Origin of the sequence: Cellvibrio fontiphilus (genome assembly GCF_042646205.1) — a bacterium.
In the GTDB taxonomy this organism is placed as follows: domain Bacteria; phylum Pseudomonadota; class Gammaproteobacteria; order Pseudomonadales; family Cellvibrionaceae; genus Cellvibrio; species Cellvibrio fontiphilus_A.
The window spans coordinates 552,748-570,282 of the sequence record NZ_JBHRTF010000004.1 but is presented as its reverse complement, the minus strand read 5'-3'; the positions used below and the strand labels follow the sequence as shown (position 1 = coordinate 570,282).

At 50.9% G+C, this 17,535-nt stretch carries 20 protein-coding genes; 9 read left to right on the top strand and 11 right to left on the bottom strand.

Annotated elements, in window-relative coordinates; translation table 11 throughout:
• Positions 1-4: 4 nt before the first annotated feature.
• From rlmH to ACFODX_RS11095, 4 genes are read right to left on the bottom strand one after another with little or no spacing between them, the layout of a single operon-like run.
• Positions 5-481 carry a 23S rRNA (pseudouridine(1915)-N(3))-methyltransferase RlmH gene (rlmH, locus tag ACFODX_RS11110; RefSeq protein WP_324258420.1) on the bottom strand — a complete coding sequence of 159 codons (477 nt, stop codon included), beginning with the start codon at positions 479-481 and terminating at the stop codon, positions 5-7.
• 22 nt (positions 482-503) lie between these two features.
• Entirely contained in the window at positions 504-836 is a 333-nt protein-coding gene (rsfS, locus tag ACFODX_RS11105) for a ribosome silencing factor (protein ID WP_378119062.1), read from the bottom strand.
• A 35-nt stretch (positions 837-871) separates the two neighbouring features.
• A complete protein-coding gene (gene nadD / locus ACFODX_RS11100) occupies positions 872-1,507 on the bottom strand; it encodes a nicotinate-nucleotide adenylyltransferase (RefSeq protein WP_378119060.1) in 636 nt (211 codons plus the stop codon).
• A gap of 6 nt (positions 1,508-1,513) precedes the next feature.
• Complete coding sequence (locus ACFODX_RS11095) at positions 1,514-2,776, bottom strand: glutamate-5-semialdehyde dehydrogenase (protein ID WP_378119058.1); 1,263 nt, start codon at positions 2,774-2,776, stop codon at positions 1,514-1,516.
• A 292-nt stretch (positions 2,777-3,068) separates the two neighbouring features.
• Between ACFODX_RS11095 and ACFODX_RS11090 the strand changes: the two genes are divergently transcribed.
• The 5 genes from ACFODX_RS11090 to ACFODX_RS11070 all read left to right on the top strand — a co-directional run bounded on the left by ACFODX_RS11090 (position 3,069) and on the right by ACFODX_RS11070 (position 7,368).
• Positions 3,069-3,626, top strand: coding sequence for a glycine zipper 2TM domain-containing protein (locus ACFODX_RS11090; protein ID WP_378119055.1), 558 nt, complete (start codon positions 3,069-3,071; stop codon positions 3,624-3,626).
• A gap of 87 nt (positions 3,627-3,713) precedes the next feature.
• Positions 3,714-4,097 carry a PepSY domain-containing protein gene (locus ACFODX_RS11085; protein WP_378119053.1) on the top strand — a complete coding sequence of 128 codons (384 nt, stop codon included), beginning with the start codon at positions 3,714-3,716 and terminating at the stop codon, positions 4,095-4,097.
• A gap of 33 nt (positions 4,098-4,130) precedes the next feature.
• Positions 4,131-4,808 carry a response regulator transcription factor gene (locus ACFODX_RS11080; RefSeq protein ID WP_324258426.1) on the top strand — a complete coding sequence of 226 codons (678 nt, stop codon included), beginning with the start codon at positions 4,131-4,133 and terminating at the stop codon, positions 4,806-4,808.
• A gap of 3 nt (positions 4,809-4,811) precedes the next feature.
• Complete coding sequence (locus tag ACFODX_RS11075) at positions 4,812-6,212, top strand: ATP-binding protein (protein ID WP_378119051.1); 1,401 nt, start codon at positions 4,812-4,814, stop codon at positions 6,210-6,212.
• Between the two features lie 208 nt (positions 6,213-6,420).
• Positions 6,421-7,368, top strand: coding sequence for a DegV family protein (locus ACFODX_RS11070; RefSeq protein ID WP_378119049.1), 948 nt, complete (start codon positions 6,421-6,423; stop codon positions 7,366-7,368).
• Positions 7,369-7,449: 81 nt separating this feature from the next.
• Here the strand turns inward: ACFODX_RS11070 and ACFODX_RS11065 are convergent, their stop codons facing one another.
• The 4 genes from ACFODX_RS11065 to ACFODX_RS11050 form a co-directional block, all read right to left on the bottom strand.
• Positions 7,450-8,412: a calcium/sodium antiporter gene (locus tag ACFODX_RS11065; protein WP_378119047.1), complete on the bottom strand. Its 963-nt coding sequence runs from the start codon at positions 8,410-8,412 to the stop codon at positions 7,450-7,452.
• A gap of 133 nt (positions 8,413-8,545) precedes the next feature.
• On the bottom strand, positions 8,546-9,574 hold the full coding sequence (galE, locus tag ACFODX_RS11060) for a UDP-glucose 4-epimerase GalE (protein ID WP_378119045.1): 1,029 nt from the start codon (positions 9,572-9,574) through the stop codon (positions 8,546-8,548).
• A 176-nt stretch (positions 9,575-9,750) separates the two neighbouring features.
• Complete coding sequence (locus ACFODX_RS11055; protein ID WP_378119043.1) at positions 9,751-10,440, bottom strand: hypothetical protein; 690 nt, start codon at positions 10,438-10,440, stop codon at positions 9,751-9,753.
• A 230-nt stretch (positions 10,441-10,670) separates the two neighbouring features.
• Complete coding sequence (locus ACFODX_RS11050) at positions 10,671-11,663, bottom strand: DMT family transporter (protein WP_378119041.1); 993 nt, start codon at positions 11,661-11,663, stop codon at positions 10,671-10,673.
• Positions 11,664-12,056: 393 nt separating this feature from the next.
• Here ACFODX_RS11050 and ACFODX_RS11045 point away from each other — a divergent pair, with 393 nt between their 5' ends.
• From ACFODX_RS11045 to ACFODX_RS11035, 3 genes are read left to right on the top strand one after another with little or no spacing between them, the layout of a single operon-like run.
• Positions 12,057-13,322, top strand: a complete 1,266-nt coding sequence (locus ACFODX_RS11045) for a multifunctional CCA addition/repair protein (protein WP_378119039.1) — start codon at positions 12,057-12,059, stop codon at positions 13,320-13,322.
• A 55-nt stretch (positions 13,323-13,377) separates the two neighbouring features.
• Positions 13,378-14,124 (top strand): pteridine reductase, encoded by a 747-nt coding sequence (locus ACFODX_RS11040; protein ID WP_378119037.1) that lies wholly within the window; start codon positions 13,378-13,380, stop codon positions 14,122-14,124.
• 37 nt (positions 14,125-14,161) lie between these two features.
• On the top strand, positions 14,162-15,124 hold the full coding sequence (locus ACFODX_RS11035; RefSeq protein WP_378119035.1) for a magnesium transporter CorA family protein: 963 nt from the start codon (positions 14,162-14,164) through the stop codon (positions 15,122-15,124).
• 10 nt (positions 15,125-15,134) lie between these two features.
• Here ACFODX_RS11035 and folK read toward each other — a convergent pair whose 3' ends face one another.
• From folK to tsaD, 3 genes are read right to left on the bottom strand one after another with little or no spacing between them, the layout of a single operon-like run.
• Positions 15,135-15,650, bottom strand: a complete 516-nt coding sequence (folK, locus tag ACFODX_RS11030) for a 2-amino-4-hydroxy-6-hydroxymethyldihydropteridine diphosphokinase (protein WP_378119033.1) — start codon at positions 15,648-15,650, stop codon at positions 15,135-15,137.
• Positions 15,647-16,018: a dihydroneopterin aldolase gene (gene folB / locus ACFODX_RS11025; protein WP_378119031.1), complete on the bottom strand. Its 372-nt coding sequence runs from the start codon at positions 16,016-16,018 to the stop codon at positions 15,647-15,649. The genes folK and folB overlap by 4 nt, the downstream gene beginning before the upstream one ends.
• A gap of 12 nt (positions 16,019-16,030) precedes the next feature.
• Positions 16,031-17,059 carry a tRNA (adenosine(37)-N6)-threonylcarbamoyltransferase complex transferase subunit TsaD gene (gene tsaD / locus ACFODX_RS11020; protein WP_378119029.1) on the bottom strand — a complete coding sequence of 343 codons (1,029 nt, stop codon included), beginning with the start codon at positions 17,057-17,059 and terminating at the stop codon, positions 16,031-16,033.
• 233 nt (positions 17,060-17,292) lie between these two features.
• On the opposite strand from tsaD, the gene rpsU reads away from it, so the two are divergent.
• Positions 17,293-17,508, top strand: a complete 216-nt coding sequence (gene rpsU, locus ACFODX_RS11015; protein WP_007644759.1) for a 30S ribosomal protein S21 — start codon at positions 17,293-17,295, stop codon at positions 17,506-17,508.
• Positions 17,509-17,535 lie beyond the last annotated feature (27 nt).

The window sequence follows — 17,535 nt, the reverse complement described above, 5'->3', positions numbered from 1 at the left end:
CAGTTTATTTATGGTAAGGATGGTTTTGCAGAATACTGCAGGCGCGATATAGCTGTTCAATTACCACAATGCGCACTAGCGGATGGGGCAACGTCAGCGGCGACAGCGACCACTTTACCGAGGCCAGAGCCAGGCACTCGGGCGCAAGACCGTCGGGGCCGCCAATCAGCAAACAGTAATTGAAGCCACTCATTTTCCAACCAGCCAGATTCTCCGCCAACTGCTCGGTAGACCAGGGCTTGCCTTTGACATCCAGGGCGATCACCTGTTCCCCTTTGCCGCCCTTTTCAATCGCCGCCAGCATCAGCTCGCCCTCTTTGGCCATGGCTGTCGCTATATCGGTGTTTTTGCCGCGTTGGGCGAGCGGTAGTTCCAGCATCTCTACTGTCACATCGCGCGGCATACGCTTGGCGTACTCGGCGTAACCCTGCTCTACCCAGTCAGGCATTTTTGTGCCCACGGCAATAATACGAATGCGCATTGGCTATTAACCTAACCCGCAGTTAAACGCGGTTAGCGGGTTTCATCGACCAGAGTTTTTCCAACTCGTAATAGTCGCGGGTTTCCTGCTGCATGACGTGAACAACAGTATCGCCGTAGTCCACCAACACCCAGTCACCCGCCTCCAAGCCTTCCACACCCAAGGCGCGGAAGCCGGCTTTTTTGGTTTCTTCTACCAGGTTTTCCGCCAATGAGCGGGTATGACGGCTGGAGGTACCGCTGGCAATAATCAGGGTATCCATTACATCGGTGAGTTCATGTACGTCGAGCGTCACTATGTCTTTGCCCTTGAGGTTTTCCAGGGCTTCAATGATCGCTTGGTTTAAATCTGACATTCAGTTACCTATAAAAGTGTTTAAAAAATTTTAAGTTAGCAATACAGCTGCTGTGCATGGATGTAATTCAGCACCGCATCCGGCACCAAAAATTGTGGCGATAGCCCTGCTTGCAGCTGCGCGCGAATATCGGTGGCAGAAATTGCCAGGGCGCGCGGCGCACAGACTACCAAAGCGCCAGCTGCTGCTGAGCGCACCATCGCCGGTTCAGCGCTGTGCCGACGCACCAACTCTGCCACAGGGCCAATTTGCGGCAGCTCATAGCCCGGACGCTCCACCACTACCAAATGCGCCAAACGAATCAGCTGCTGCCAGTTGTGCCAGGTGTCCAGCTTGCAAAAGCTATCCATCCCCATACACAGCACCAGGCTGGTATCGGGGCCGGTTTCTACTCTCAACTCAGCCAGGGTATCCACTGTGTAGGAAGGTGTATCGCGTTTCAGCTCGCGGGTATCCAACTGCAACTCGCGGCAATCCTGCAGCGCCAACTCCAACATAGCCACCCGCTGCAAAGCACTTGCCCCGGGTGTTGCACGGTGCGGCGGCAAGTAACAGGGCAGCAGGTGCATTTGATCCAGTTTCAGCTGTTGCTTTAATTCCAGCGCAAGACGCAGGTGTCCAATATGCACCGGATCAAAAGTACCGCCAAAGAGCCCTATGCTGGGACGCATGGAGACTTAGACCCGAATATGCCCATCGCCAAACACAACCCATTTTTGCGAGGTCAAACCTTCCAGCCCCACAGGGCCGCGCGCGTGGATTTTGTCGGTAGAAATACCAATTTCCGCCCCCAAGCCATACTCAAAACCATCGGCAAACCGGGTGGAGGCATTCACCATCACCGAGGCGGAATCCACTTCGGTGATGAAGCGGCGCGCGCGGGTGTAGTCTTCAGTGATGATGGAATCTGTGTGCTGCGAGCTGTATTGGTTGATATGCGCAATTGCCTCATCCAAACCGCCAACCAGCTTGATCGATAGAATAGGTGCCAAATATTCGGTCGCCCAGTCCTCTTCGGTTGCCACATTAGCTGCGATGATCGCGCGAGTTTTTTCATCGCCGCGCAGCTCCACGCCTTTTTCGCCATAAGCCTGTGCCAAACGCGGCAAAATCTGCGCCGCTACGGCTTCATGAACCAGCAAGGTTTCCATGGCGTTGCACACGCCATAGCGATGGGTTTTGGCGTTCATCGCTACTGTGAAGGCTTTTTCCAGATCGGCTTTATCGTCGATATACACGTGGCAAATGCCATCAAGGTGTTTGATCACCGGCACTTTGGCATCGCTGCTGATGCGTTCGATCAACCCCTTACCGCCGCGAGGCACAATCACATCCACAAATTGCGGCATGGTGATCAGCTCGCCCACTGCCGCGCGGTCAGTAGTTTCAATAACCTGCACCACATCGGCCGGCAAACCAGCGGCTTTTAAACCCGCCTGCAAACAATTGGCGATAGCGCGATTGGAGTGAATTGCCTCACTGCCACCGCGCAAAATCGCGGCATTGCCAGATTTTAAACAGAGACTGGCAGCATCAATGGTCACGTTGGGACGCGACTCATAAATAATGCCCACCACGCCGAGCGGCACACGCATTTTGCCCACCTGAATGCCGCTGGGGCGATAACTCATGCCGGTAATCTCACCGCAAGGATCGGCCAGTGAAGCGACCTGCCGCAGGCCTTCAATCATGCTGTCGATTGCCGCTGGCTTGACCGCAAGGCGATCCAGCATCGCCGCATCCAAACCGTTGGCTTTACCAGCAGCCAGATCTTTCTGGTTTTCAGCCACTAGCGTAATACGGGACTTATCCAACTCACTGGCTATGGCCAAAAGTGCCGCGTTTTTAACCGCGGTAGGGGCTGCAGCAATAATGCGCGAAGCGGCACGCGCCTTGCGACCAACCCCAGCCATATATTCTTTGACGTTTAATTCAGACATGAAACAACCTGTTGCGGGCAATTCAGAAAAAATGGCCGCGATTATAACCTGAGTACCGCCCAAAATTGGCGCAACTTGCAGCTTTATTTGTGTTTTTACCTGAGCGCAAGCATTTGCGACCAAGCGCACAGGATCAGCCACCCAGGCATAAAAAACGCCGAATAATTTCAGTTTTGATTCAGTTTGTGAGGACTAGTCTGACCCTAAGCAATTATCAGGCGCGGGTTTGCCTGAACTTGCAAACCATTTATCCCTGTTGGCGTTAACCGCCAACCCCATGAGGAGCAACACCATGAAAAAATTGTTAGCAATCAGCGCGCTGGCCAGCATCAGTTTGTTGCTGGCTAACAACGTTTTCGCCGACGGCAAACATAAACATCATCACAAGCATTACCACAAACACGAACGCTACGTGGAATACCGCGATGATTACGCCCGCGTTGTGCGCAGCACACCGGTGTATCGCGAAGTAGCCGTGCGCGTGCCGGTCGATTCATGCCATGTGGAAACCGTGGCTTACACCGAGCGTCGCGGTGGCGGCGACTCCTTTGAAGGCACGGTGGTGGGTGGTTTGATTGGTGCAGCCATAGGCCACGAAGTTGGTCGCAACGGCCACGCCACGGCGGCCGGCGGCCTGATTGGTGCAGCCATAGGCAACAATGTGGCAGGTGGCAGCCGTCGCGTCACCAGCTATGAAGATCGCGAGGTGTGCACCACTCGCTACCGCACCGAGTATCAACGCGAACTGGTGGGCTATGATGTCACCTATCGCTACGATGGCCGGGTTTATACTACTAATACCCGCCATCATCCCGGCGACCGCATAGTGCATGTTAGAGAGCGTTACTGATAAAGCGCGAGCGGGGCAAGGTCTGATTGACCTTTACCCCTGCAGCGGCGATATTGAGATGGTGGTATTTCCCAGTTGGAATTTGTTATGTCGCAGTCAATGACCTTCCGCCTCCGCATATGCGCCGCATCGCGCCACCTATTGCTGACCAGTCTGGCCATTTTGGGACTGCTAAGTTCATCACACCTGCCCGCCGATGACTCACTGCTAGACGGCAACATGGGGTTCACCTCCAGTGCATCGGGCAATCAATTGATTGATAGCGCCAGTACGGACGATGAAACCATTCCTCCCAAATTATCGCCCGCCCAGGCAGCGGCGCTGGTGCGCACCAAAGTAGGCGGCCAAGTGATGAGCGTAAACAGCCTGCGCAATGAATCCGGTATTATTTATGGCGTAAAAGTGCTCAACGATGGCCGTATGCGCATTATTAACGTGGATGGCCAAACCGGTCAGCTGCTCAACTATTAACCCAACCCATTTAGCAATAAGGTCAGGATCACCATGCGCATATTGATCGTCGAAGATGAAAAGCCCCTGCGCGAGCAGATTCTCGCCCTGATGGCCACCGAAAAGTACGCCTGCGACAGCGCCGCCGATGGCCGCGAGGGTTTATTTTTGGGCACTGAATATGACTATGATCTGGCGATTATCGACCTAGGGCTCCCGCTGCTTGACGGCACCCAGTTGATCCGTGAGCTGCGCAGCAAATCGCGCAACTTTCCTATTTTAATCCTCACCGCACGCGGTAATTGGCAGGACAAGGTGCAGGGGCTGGAAGCTGGCGCTGACGACTACCTCACCAAGCCCTTTCACCCGGAAGAGTTGCGCGCGCGCATTCACGCCTTGCTGCGCCGGGCAAGTGGCCATGCCTCATCAGTGCTGCGCTATGGCCCTATCACCATAGATACCAGCGCCAAGCGAGTGCACCGCGATGACACCGAAGTGGAACTGACCAGTTTTGAATACAACACCCTGACTTACCTTGCACTGCATGCCGGCAAGAACATCTCCAAAAGTGAGCTAACCGAGCACCTCTACGCCCAAGACTACGACCGCGATAGCAATGTGATTGAAGTGTTTGTAGGGCGCTTGCGCAAAAAACTTGACCCGGACGGCAGCCTCAACCTGATCAGCACCCAGCGCGGTTTGGGCTATCGCTTCAACCTGGACATTCAGTAAGTTTTGCCAAAGCTCAAAGCGCGACTTTCATCCATTGCTGCCCGCCTGTTACTGGCGTCGGCGGTGTTGTTGCCTCTGTTTTTGGGCTTGACCGGCTATTTTCTTAACAGCGCCTTTGAAAACAGCCTAACGGAAGCTGAAAGTGCGCGCCTTCGCGGGCACATCAACCTGCTGTTTAGTGTGGCCGAACCCCAGGTGCAAAATAATCGCTTCGAGCGCCTGAAAATGCCGGTGACCCTCAGTGAAGCAGACTTTGAACACCCCAATTCCGGCCTTTACGGTTATATCTTTAACGGCAAGGAAAAACTGGTATGGAACTCCAATTCTGCCGCACTGCTTGCCCCGCCCGCCTTTGATCAGGTGGTGACCAAAGACTCCCCCGGACAACTGGTGTTCAGCGAACAATTGCTGGACAAAAAAAAGCATTTTGTCGCCAGCTACGCGGTGAACTGGGAAGACACCAGCGGTAAGCCCGCGCCCTTTTATTTTGTAGTAATTCATGGCGCCACCGAGTTCAAAGCGGAACTGAAAGCCTATCGCCAGCAACTTTGGCGCTGGCTCGGCGCGGCGGGTTTTTTCCTGTTAATCGCGCAGGTGGTGATTTTGCGCTGGGGCTTGCGCCCCTTGGGCAAACTCGCGGTGGCGCTGAAAAAAATGCAGAGCGGTGACACCAGCAATATCGCCGGCGAACACCCCAAAGAGCTGCAAAAAATTGTCGACAACCTCAACCAGGTGCTAGAGCGGGAGCAGGCACTGCGCCAGCGCTATCGCAACAGCCTGGCAGATTTGGCGCACAGCCTGAAGACACCACTGGCCGTGCTTCAAAGCCGGTTAGGTCAAGGACTGGAATCGGATAGCGAACTGCAACAAATCGCCAGCGAACAGGTGGCGCGCATGAGTCAGGTAGTGACTTACCAGCTGCAGCGCGCCGTCTCCAGCCAACAGCAAGGCAGTTTCCGCCGCACCCGTATAGAGCCAATCGCCCAGCGGTTGTTTGCCGCCCTGCAAAAAGTCTATGCCAGCAAACAGATGAAACAGTCGCTGGAACTCTCCCCTAACGCACTGGTTGCCGGCGACGAACAGGACATTATGGAGCTACTCGGCAACCTGCTGGAAAATGCGTTCAAATACGGCCGGAGTGAAATTCGCATGAGTTCTCACGCGGTAGGCCATCAGCTCTGTATCGATATAGAAGATGACGGCCCCGGTGTACCGGAAAACCAGACCGAGCGCATTCTCGAACGCGGCCAACGGCTGGACACCAACCAACCCGGCCAGGGCATTGGCCTTGCGGTCGCCGCCGAAATTATCCGCAGCTACGATGGCGACATACATATCAGCCGCTCACCGCTAGGTGGCGCCCGTTTTAGCATTTATCTCCCCCTTCCCACCGCTTCAGACTGACAGCCTGTAAGCCAAAGCGCACAAACTCTTCCTCCAAACCTCACAACACCGGTGGATTTTCGCGACTATCGCAAAACTCCCCGCCACCTGATACTGGCCCCATGATCAGCCAGGTATTCACAGCGACGTGAACACCAACATTTGCTCATGGATGACGCCATCTTATTCAAAGATTTCATTTGCGAGAGACTTCGAGGAGAGAAGAACCATGACCGCCAGGACCTGCATAGCCGTTGATTCAACCTGCGACTTACCGGCCAAATTTATCCAACAGCACAATATCGAAGTGCTGCCGATTTACATCAAGCATGCCAAAGGACAAGAGCTGGACTACCGCGACCCACAAACCATGCTCAACTTTTACAAAAACCACAGCCGCGATGTGTACGGACTGGCGCAATCCGACCCGCTTTCAGTCAACGACATGACTGACATCCTGAAAAAACGCCTGCTGCCCAAATACGATTTGGTGCAAGTCGTCACCATCAACAGTAAAAAAAGCGATGTATTCAAACGCGTATCTGAAGCGGCGCTGGTGAATGAACCCAAATTTCGCGAGCTGGAGCGCAACGAGGGGCGCGCGCCCTTCCGCATTCGTTTATACGACTCTATGTCCATGTTTACCGGTCACGCGCTACTGGTTTACGAGTTGGTTAAACGCATCCAGGTAGACAATTTGCCGCTCAATAAATCCATCCGCGAAATCGACAATATGCGCGATCAGGTGTACGGCTATTTAATCCCCAATGATTTGTCTTACATGCGCGAACGCCGTCACCTGCGCAAAGGCGATAACAATATTTCCTGGATCAACTTTAAATTAGCCAGCGCGCTCAACTTGCGCCCAATAGTGCAATTGCATCGCGGCAATACCGACAAAATCGATACCGGCCGCGGTTTTTTGGGCGCGCTGGAGAAACTGCTGGCCCATGTGAAAAAACAAATTCAGCAGGGGCTTACTAGCGATGTAGTGGCCATGAGTTACGGTGGTTTGCTGGAGGAAATTAAAGACGAACCAGTACTGGTGGAATTCCGCGAATTCTGCAAGCAGTACAACATCAAAACCATGCTCTCCATGATGAGCATGACCGGCGCCGTGAATGTAGGGCCAAAATCTTTTGCACTCTCGTTTGCGACCGATAAAGATTTGGTTTAACTCATTGATGCCATGCAAAAACAACAAACCCCGGACCAAGCCGGAGTTTGTTGTTTTTAGGAGGGGTATTGGCAGGCGGGATTAGCCTTGCAATCCGAACATGGCCGCAATGTAAGTCACATAAGCACCGAGCAAAATTGCCCCCTTGAGGCGCGATAAACGTAAGCCAAAAAACAAAAACAACAGCAACAAGACGGCAGCGCCCAACATGACAAATTGGTCAATAGTCAGCAGACGACCCTCCAGCGGCAGCGGAGTAATGACTGATGAGATACCCAAAATACACAAAATATTGAAGATGTTGCTGCCAACAATATTCCCTACCGCCACATCAGCGTGCTTGCGAATCGCCGCGATAATGGAAACTGCCAGCTCAGGTAAAGAGGTCCCTACCGCTACCACAGTCAGGCCAATAATCGCCTCGGGAACACCCAGCTGCTCACCCAAACCCACAGCGCCCAGCAAAAAGCGATTGGCACCCACAATCAACATCGCCAAACCACCCACTGTTGCCAAGAGAGTCATGGGAATACTCATGGGCACAACCTCGATCTCTTCTGACTCTGCTTTGTGCAGTTGTGCTTCAGGGCTGCTGGTATCCTCGCGCTCGGTGCGGTAAGCCCATACTAAATAGGCAGCCAGCGCCGCCAGCATCAGAATGCCTTCCAGACGCCCCAAACCACCAAAACTTGCCAGCCCCATAAACAGCAGAGTGGCAAATAACATGGTCAGGCCATCGCGGCGCAGAGATTGAATATGGGTTACCAGCGGCATAATCACCGCGCTGATCCCCAGAATCAGCAAAATGTTGGCGATATTACTACCCACCACATTGCCCACCGCGATAGCAGGAGAACCGCTTAACGCCGCTTGCAAAGACACCACCAGCTCAGGCGCCGAGGTGCCAAAACCGACAATCACCAAACCCGCCAAGAGCGGCGACACACCCAAGCGACGCGCCGCCGCGAGCGCACCACGTACCAGAGCCTCACCGCCCACCGTTAGCAAAACCAGGCCGACAAATAACCAAAACAAATGAATCATGGACAAGTCCTCTGCAGTTGAAATTGGGCGCAACTATAACGGGAATTACAAACTTTGCCTAAAAATCCACAATAGACACCTATAAAAAAGCCCGCACAGGGGGCGGGCTTTTGAATATGGAGCTGAGCGCTTATTAGCTGTCGTAACCATTCGGGTTTTGCGACTGCCAGCGCCAGGCATCTTGCATCATACGCTCAAGGCCGAATTCTGCCGTCCAACCCAGCTCGGTTTTCGCCTTAACAGGGTCGGCATAACAGCTCGCAATATCACCCGGGCGACGCGGTACTATCTTATAAGGCACAGGGCGACCACTCGCCGCTTCGAATGCCTTGACCATTTCCAGCACCGAATAGCCGCGACCGGTACCCAGATTGTACGCGCGGCAACCTGAGCCAGATTTTTCCAGGCCTTGAAGTGCCGCCACATGCCCTTTCGCCAAATCCACCACGTGGATGTAATCGCGCACGCCGGTTCCATCCACCGTGTTGTAATCATTGCCAAACACACTCAACTCTTTGAGTTTGCCAATCGCCACCTGCGCCACATAAGGCAATAAATTATTGGGTATACCGGCAGGATCCTCCCCAATCAAACCACTTTCATGGGCGCCCACTGGGTTGAAGTAGCGCAGCAGTGAAATATTCCACTCACTACCCGGCGCGCGGGCGATGTCTTGCATCATTTCCTCTACCATCAACTTGCTGCGCCCGTAAGGGTTGGTTGCCGAGGTAGCAAAGCTTTCATTGATCGGCACCGAAACCGGGTCGCCGTACACAGTGGCTGAGGAGCTGAAAATCAGCTTCCAGATCTTGAACTCTTCCATCACCTCGGTGAGCGACAAACTGCCCGCCACATTGTAGCGATAGTATTTCATCGGGATCTGGTTGGATTCACCCACCGCCTTAAGACCAGCAAAATGCATAACAGCAGCAAACTTATGCGCCGCAAAAACATTGCGCATAGCTTCTTTGTCATTGATATCCACTTGGTAAAACACTGGCTCAAGGCCGGCAATTTTAGCCACCCGCTTAAGCGCTTCAGGCTTGCTATTGCAGAGGTTATCCACCACCACCGGCAAGTAGCCGCTATTGATAAGTTCGACACAGACGTGGCTGCCAATAAAACCAGCGCCACCAGTGACCAAAACAGGAGTGCGAGACATGTAAGATTCCTTATAAATGAAGAGCCGCAGGCACGCATTGAACCAGACTTGCGAATGCAGCATAAGGGCTTGGAAAGAATCTTTTATTAAATCATATAATTATTATTTTAAAAATCAAATTAATAAAAAGGGCGAGCCAAAGCTCACCCTTTCTGAAGTAACCGAATCGACCTGGATTACATAATTGGCAAAGACAGGGTCACAACTACGTTCACTTCATCGTCCACAGCACCATCGTTATCGTCAATGATTTTGCCTACGGTGAAAGAGAGCTTATCGTTGTACTTGTAGGTAGCATCCAAGTGAGAGATGCCATCAACTGCACCTACATCATCCATGTGCTGACCATATTTGAATGCGAACTTTTCGAAATTCAGCTCAGCAGTCACGTAACTGTAGTCTTCATCTCCCAAAGGAGCATGGTCGGCAACTACTGCATCGTAATAGGTAACTTTAAATGGGCCGTAACCGATGAAAGGAATTACTTCAACATACTCACCTGGTTTAACTGCGTAGGGTTCACCTTCTTCAGTCTCTTCACCCAAGGTTGGGTAAACGTAAGATACAACACTCACGCCGTAAGAAAAGTCACCCGCACTACCCGAGTAGCCAGCATAGATATCGTATTCAGTACCCAGATTGCCGTCACCGGAAGAAGTCCACAGGCCAGCAACAAAACCATTGCTGCTAACGTTGATGTCGCCAATCAATGCAGCACCACCACCCAAATCAAAACCACGCCAGTAATACATGTTGGCGGCGCCTACAGAAGCGGCCACTTCGGCAGCGTGAACGGCTGGCACAGAAAAACCGGCCATTGCAGAAAGAGCGATTGCACCAGCAACTAACTTTTGTTTCATTTTCATGAGTTCTTCCTCTATTTAATGGTCTTTTCAAAATGTCTTTTGATGCAGCTATTGATAATTCACACTAGCCTGACCCTACCTTTGCAGATACCAAGCCAATTTTGTTTTTTCCATTAAAATCATAAAGTTACTCATTGAATACAAGTTTGGATACCACATTTCAAATAACACAAGGCACCAAAACAGTGCGCACATAGCGAGCAGTTCTGCAGTGTGCGCACCAATAACACTCATTTATAGCGAGCCACATCCTCACGCGCTTTTTCCAGCAAGATTTGCGCGCCACTTTGCCCATCACCCGAGCGGCGCAGAGAAGCTGACAACGCAGAAACCAAGCCGTCGCACCAACTCCGAACCGCCCAGGGCGAATAAAGCAAAAGTCCGGTAAACACCAGAGCAATACCTGCCAAAGTGCTCGCAGGCAACTGCTCCGCCGCCAAGTGCTTGCCAATCAATATGGCTAATACGGGTGTCATCAAGGTGATCAGCGATACTGCATTAGCCGATAACCGCTGCAAGATAAAAAAGAACATCACTGCCCCAAGGAGCGAGCCAACAATCGCCAAGTACACAATTGCACCCGCTGATTTAAGCGAGACGGCGACTGGGAGGCTGCCGTCCATCCACCACCAACTTATCAACAAACCCGGCAAGGCAAATAACAAAGCTCCCGTTGCCTGTTGAAAAGGTGATGCCTGTTGAGCGCTGGCTGCACTTAATTTTTTTACCCAGACACTGCTAAAACTAAACAGCAAACAGGACAACAAAATTCCGACAACACCGTAGATTGATGCGGCATCAAAATGCAGCTGCTGATAAAAAATTACCAGCAAACCACAAATCGCCAATAGCAGTGCCAGCACACGTTTAATGCCAAAGGGATTTTGCTTTAACAACAGCAGAGTCATCACACCGGTAGCAAAAGGTGAAAACGCAAAAATAACCGCAACCAAACCCGATGGAATAAATTGCGCCGCCCAATACACCAAGGGCATGTTCGGAAAAATTCCCAAGGAGGCAGCAAAATAAATATTGCGCTGTTGCCAATAAACGGTAAGCGACTGACGCAGAAAGGCGTGAATCAATATTGCCAGCGCAAAGGCCAGCGACATGCGAGCGCATACAGCTGCGATAAAGCTGAGACTATCGCTGCTCCATTGAATGGCAAGCGGAGTGGTTGCCCATATGAGCACCACGGAAATATAAGCAAAAAAAACGGCCACGGCATAACTCCTTATTGCCCCATGAGCAACATGCAAGTAATAGCCGCAGCACAACGTCAGCCTTGTTTCACTGAAATTTTAAAAACTGAAACCTTGAAAACAAAAAGGCCGCAGTTTTTATGCTGCGGCCTTTGTTTATAACGATTATTCAACTAATCAACAAAATCCGCTCCGCAAAATAGCGACGCCTGCAAACCAAATAGTTGGTCGCAGTGCGCAGCGATGTTTGACAGAGTTCATTTGGTACATAATTAATTGATCTAAGGTTATAAGGTTTTTTGTAACTGGATCGAGAGTAAGTTAATTTTTGTTCAGCCACAAGTCATTTTTAACGTTTTTTTTAATCATCACTATCACCTATACTTTCCTGAATTATTTTTTGCGATTGTACCCATGAAAATATATCTGGTTGGCGGCGCCGTCCGCGACAAATTATTAAAGCGACCGGTAACCGAGCGCGACTGGGTTGTGGTGGGCAGCAGCCCCGAACAAATGCAGCAATTGGGCTACTCACCAGTAGGCAAAGATTTCCCGGTGTTTTTGCATCCACAGTCCAAAGAGGAATATGCCCTCGCCCGCACTGAACGCAAAACCGGTCGCGGTTACGGCGGCTTCAGTTTTTATTGCGGAGCCGAGGTCAGCCTGGAGGAAGACCTGATTCGTCGCGACCTGACTATTAATGCCATGGCGGAAGATGAACAGGGCAACATCATTGATCCATACAATGGTCGTCGCGATCTCGACGAAAAAATATTGCGCCATGTATCGCCGGCATTTGCAGAGGATCCGGTGCGCATTTTACGCGTTGCACGTTTTGCGGCGCGCTATCACCAATTAGGTTTTAAACCTGCAGATGAAACCCTTGAATTAATGCGCAGCATGGTGGCCATGGGTGAGGTAGACCATTTAGTGGCCGAGCGCACATGGAAAGAAACCGAGCGCGCGCTGGGTGAACCCAATCCTGAAATTTTTATCCAGCTATTGCGCAACTGCAATGCATTGGAGCGCTTATTTCCAGAGATAGACGCACTGTTTGGCGTGCCGCAAACCGCTATCCATCACCCTGAAATTGACACAGGCATTCACACCCTGATGAGTTTGCAACAAGCGGTAAAATTGACAGGTAATGTCTGTGTCCGTTTTGCAACCCTGGTGCATGACCTAGGCAAAGCCACCACACCAAAAGAGGAATGGCCGCGCCATATCGCCCATGAAGAACGCAGCCTACCTTTGGTAAAACAACTTTGCGCACGCATCACTGCGCCCAAGGAATTTAAAGAACTCGCCTTGTTAACAGCACAATGGCATACCCACTGTCACCGCGCACTGGAGTTAAAACCTGCCACAGTGTTAAAAGTGCTTCATGCGACCGATGCATTTCGTCGCCCTGAACGCTTTGAGCAATTTTTGCTGTGCTGCGAAGCAGACGCACGCGGTCGCACAGGCTTTGAAAATCGCGCTTATCCGCAAGCCGATTATTTTCGCCAATGCTTAACCGTCGCAAAAGCAGTAGATATAGATGCCGTCAAAGCACAAGGTTTAAGTGGCCCGGCGTTTGGCGAAGCACTGGACAAACAGCGCATGGAAAAACTAACCGCGCTTAAACAGCAGCACAGCCAAACATTAATCAGCGATTCCTCGACCATATCAAAAAAATAACAACTCGATTACACAAAACTCACAACCAGAATTCACCAGCGGGGGAGAAAAATCTATGTCTAACCAGCAAAAAGCTGCCTTGGTTACCGGTGCAGCAAAACGTATAGGCGCTGAAGTAGCCCGTCACCTGCACGCCGCCAACTTTAATTTGATTATTCACTATTACCACTCCGAACCTGAGGCATTTACGCTTGTTAATGAGCTAAATAGTCAGCGCGCAGATTCCGCAATAGCTATCAAAGCCGATCTGAATAACCATGCACAATTGATGACTCTTGCAAAACAAGCCAGTGAACAATGGCAAGGAATTTCCCTGCTTATCAACAATGCTTCCAGTTTTTATCCCACGCCATTTGGCAAGGCAAGTGAAGCAGACTGGGATGATTTGATTGGATCAAATTTAAAAGCGCCTTATTTTCTTGCGCAGGCTTTGGCGCCGGCACTGGCTGCAGCAGCAGGCTGTATAGTGAATATCGCTGATATTTATGCTGACAAACCACTGCGTGGTCACAGTATTTATTCCATCGCCAAAGCAGGTAATCTGATGTTAACCAAAAGCCTCGCGCAAGAATTGGCACCGCGCATTAGGGTGAATGGAATAGCGCCCGGCGCTATTTTGTGGCCAGAACAAGAAGGCAAGTTATCTGACGATGACAAAGAAAAAATGCTGAATAAAATCCCATTACAACAGCGCGGACAAGCACGGGATATCGCCAAAGCGATTATGTTTTTGGTGACAGATGCTCCCTACGTAACAGGCCAGGTGTTAACAGTGGATGGCGGCCGTTCACTCACCATATAATCACTAACTACTTCATCGACAGTTATAGCGAGCAACCATGATCAGAGCGCAATTATTAACACCGACAGGTGAATGGATTGTTGGTGGTGAAGAACTGGTAACTCGCTGGCGCGACGGAAAAGGCTTTATTTGGATTGACCTTTTAGGCGAAGAGCCTGCAAGTGAAAAAACATTTTTAGCCGCTATGGGCTGTCATCCTCTTGCTATTGAGGATGTACAACGTTTTAGGCACCCACCCAAAACTGAAACATTTGATAATTACACACTGATTTTATATCGCGGCATCACCGAATTTAATAAAGATTTAACCATTCAACAAATGACCATCGCGCTCTTTGCCGGGGAGCGCTGTTTGATCAGCTGTCACCCGCGCCACTCTATGGGCGTAAACCACTATTGGGAGAATGCGCAGAGCGAGAACCTATTGGTGAGCCCCGGTTTGTTAGCATCACGCATCATGCGTTTTTCCGTTGGGCGCTACCTTGAGGCCATTCTTGCGTTTGAACCGTCACTCAATGAGCTGGAAGACTCGATGCAAGAAAAGCCCAATGATGAAGTGATGCGTGAATTAATTGCCTATCAAGCCCGCCTGCGCAAACTGAAGCGCATATTTAGCTACCACGAGAAACTGGTTACCAATCTTTTGAAAGACATTCCCCAGCAACTCATAGAAGAAGATGGCGATATAGAACACGCACTACAAGATTTATTTGAACGCTGCGAACGCTTGCATGGGTTGTGCACCATGTATTATGAAATATGTGGCGATTTGATTAATGGCTACCTGTCCATTAGCTCACATCAACTGAACAACACCATGCGCATACTCACGGTGATTACGGCGATTTTTGTTCCTCTCACATTTATCGCCGGCATTTACGGCATGAACTTTGACAATATGCCTGAGCTGCGCGAACCCAACGGTTATTTTTATACGCTTGGCGCCATGTTAATTATTGCGTTGGGCTTTGGATCTATCGCCTATAAAAAATGGTTTTGAGTGAATAGCATTAAGTGAGTGCAGAAATTTGTTTGCCGCTCCACTCAAAATCAATCGCCCACAACAACTGGGATTCCTGATCATAGCCTTGCCAAAGCTCGGCATAGGTTTGCTGCAACTGAGGGTGTTTTACTTGCGGGGCGATCATCGCTAAAGGCAATAACACAAAGGCATTTTTAGTAATTTCAGCGCGAGGTAACTCAATGCCTGAATCCACGCCAACAAAATCGCCGTAGGTTAAAATATCTATATCCAAGGTACGCGGGCTGAATTTAGGGCCGTTGCGCTTGCGCCCATTATCGTCTTCTATTTTTTTGAGCAACTCCGATAACTCAGCAATGCTCAGGCTGGTATTGGCACCCACCACCAGATTGAAAAAATTGCGACCATCAAACCCGATAGATTTACTCTCATACACTGGCGAAATAATTAATTCACCAAAATGCAGCGCCAGAGCATCCAAGGCCGCAGCTATGTGTTTGTGGCGCTCAACATTACTGCCTAAGCTCAGGTAAATCGCGGTCATAGCGGCGCAGCCCCCGGCCTCTCACCGCGCTCAATAATCAGCCCCACATCGCGTGCACCGCGCACTGCACCGGGCTTACTTAAACGCAAGCGCAACCAAGGCACGGAAAATTCTGTTTGAATTAATTGGGCAATCTCTTCCGCCAAGGTTTCTACCAACAGCGCATTGCGATTTTCCACATAAGCAATCAAGCGCTTAGAGACTGCTTTGTAGTTAAGCGCAAACTGAATGTCATCGGTCGCAGCAGCTTGACGAATATCACTCGCCATTTCCAAGTCGATACTCACGGTTTGGCGCACCTCACGCTCCCAATCGTAAATACCAATAATGGTGTCTATGCGTAAATCGCGAATGTAAACAATATCCATAGGAAAATTCTTTTAAAGAGAAGAGAGTGTATTCAGCGGCCAACGCGCCTTTACATTGACCGCCAAGCCCTCCTGCTGACCTGCTAACAGGCGCTGGCAACCGGCGTAAGCGATCATGGCGCCATTGTCGGTGCAGAATTCATGGCGCGCATAAAATACTTTTGCGCCAATTTTAGCGAGTTGGATTTCCAACTCAGCACGCAGTTTTTTATTGGCCGATACGCCGCCGGCAATCACCAGGGTTTTCATCCCGGTTTGTTCCAGAGCGCGCTTGCACTTAATCACCAGCGTATCCACCACCGCTGCCTGAAAGGCATTGGCAATATCGGCGCAGGTTTGATCGTCGGGTAAACCATTGTCTTGTGCGTGATTGTTCACCGTTGTCAGCGTAGCGGTTTTCAGGCCGCTAAAACTGAAATCCAACCCGGGGCGGTCCACCATAGGGCGCGGAAACTTGAATCGCCCTTCAACACCCTTTTCCGCAAGCGCTGCAACCTGCGGCCCACCGGGATAATCCAGATCGAGCATTTTAGCAGCCTTGTCGAAAGCCTCACCGGCAGCATCGTCGATGGATTCACCTAACAATTCATATTCGCCGAGCGCATCTACCTTCACCAACTGGGTATGCCCACCGGAAACCAATAGTGCAACAAAAGGATAAGCCGGCGGATTGGCCTCCAACATGGGCGCCAATAAATGCCCCTCCATATGGTGCACACCGATGGCAGGCACCTTCCAGGCATAGGCCAAGGCGCGCCCCATAGACGCACCGACCATCAGTGCTCCGATTAGCCCCGGCCCGGATGTGTAGGCAATACCATCAATATCCTGTGGGTTTGAGCCGCTCGCCGCCAGCACCTCATTGACCAAAGGCAATAGCTTGCGCACATGGTCGCGCGAAGCCAATTCAGGCACTACACCGCCGTAATCAGCATGCAGTGCTATTTGACTATAAAGCGTATGCGCTAACAGGCCTTGCTCGCTGTCATAGACGGCCACGCCGGTCTCGTCACAGGACGTTTCTAACCCCAGTACACGCATAAGACTAACCTCAAATAGCCAGGATGGCAGACAGCACCCAAAATCAGGTCGCCATCATAATGGCTGGCCTTGCGAAAACCCAGCGCGCCAATCCCAATGAGGAAGATGAGACAAGGTTGCGACCGCCATCATAAATGTATAGAATCCGCACCCCTCGGAGACTTCGCGGTATTTGTACGCCCGCAGCCATCCGCAAGACATCATTTTTAAGCACTCTTTTTAAAGGTAACAGCATGCCTTCAGTAAAAATTAAAGAAAACGAACCCTTTGATGTAGCTCTGCGTCGCTTCAAGCGCGCTTGTGAAAAAGCAGGTATTTTGGCTGACGTTCGCGCTCGCGAATGCTATGAGAAGCCAACCACTATTCGTAAACGTGATGCAGCCGCTGCTGTTAAGCGTCACGCTAAAAAGGTTCAACGCGAATCTAAAAAGTTTACCCGCCTGTACTAAGTTATTAACTGCCGCACTTATCGGCAG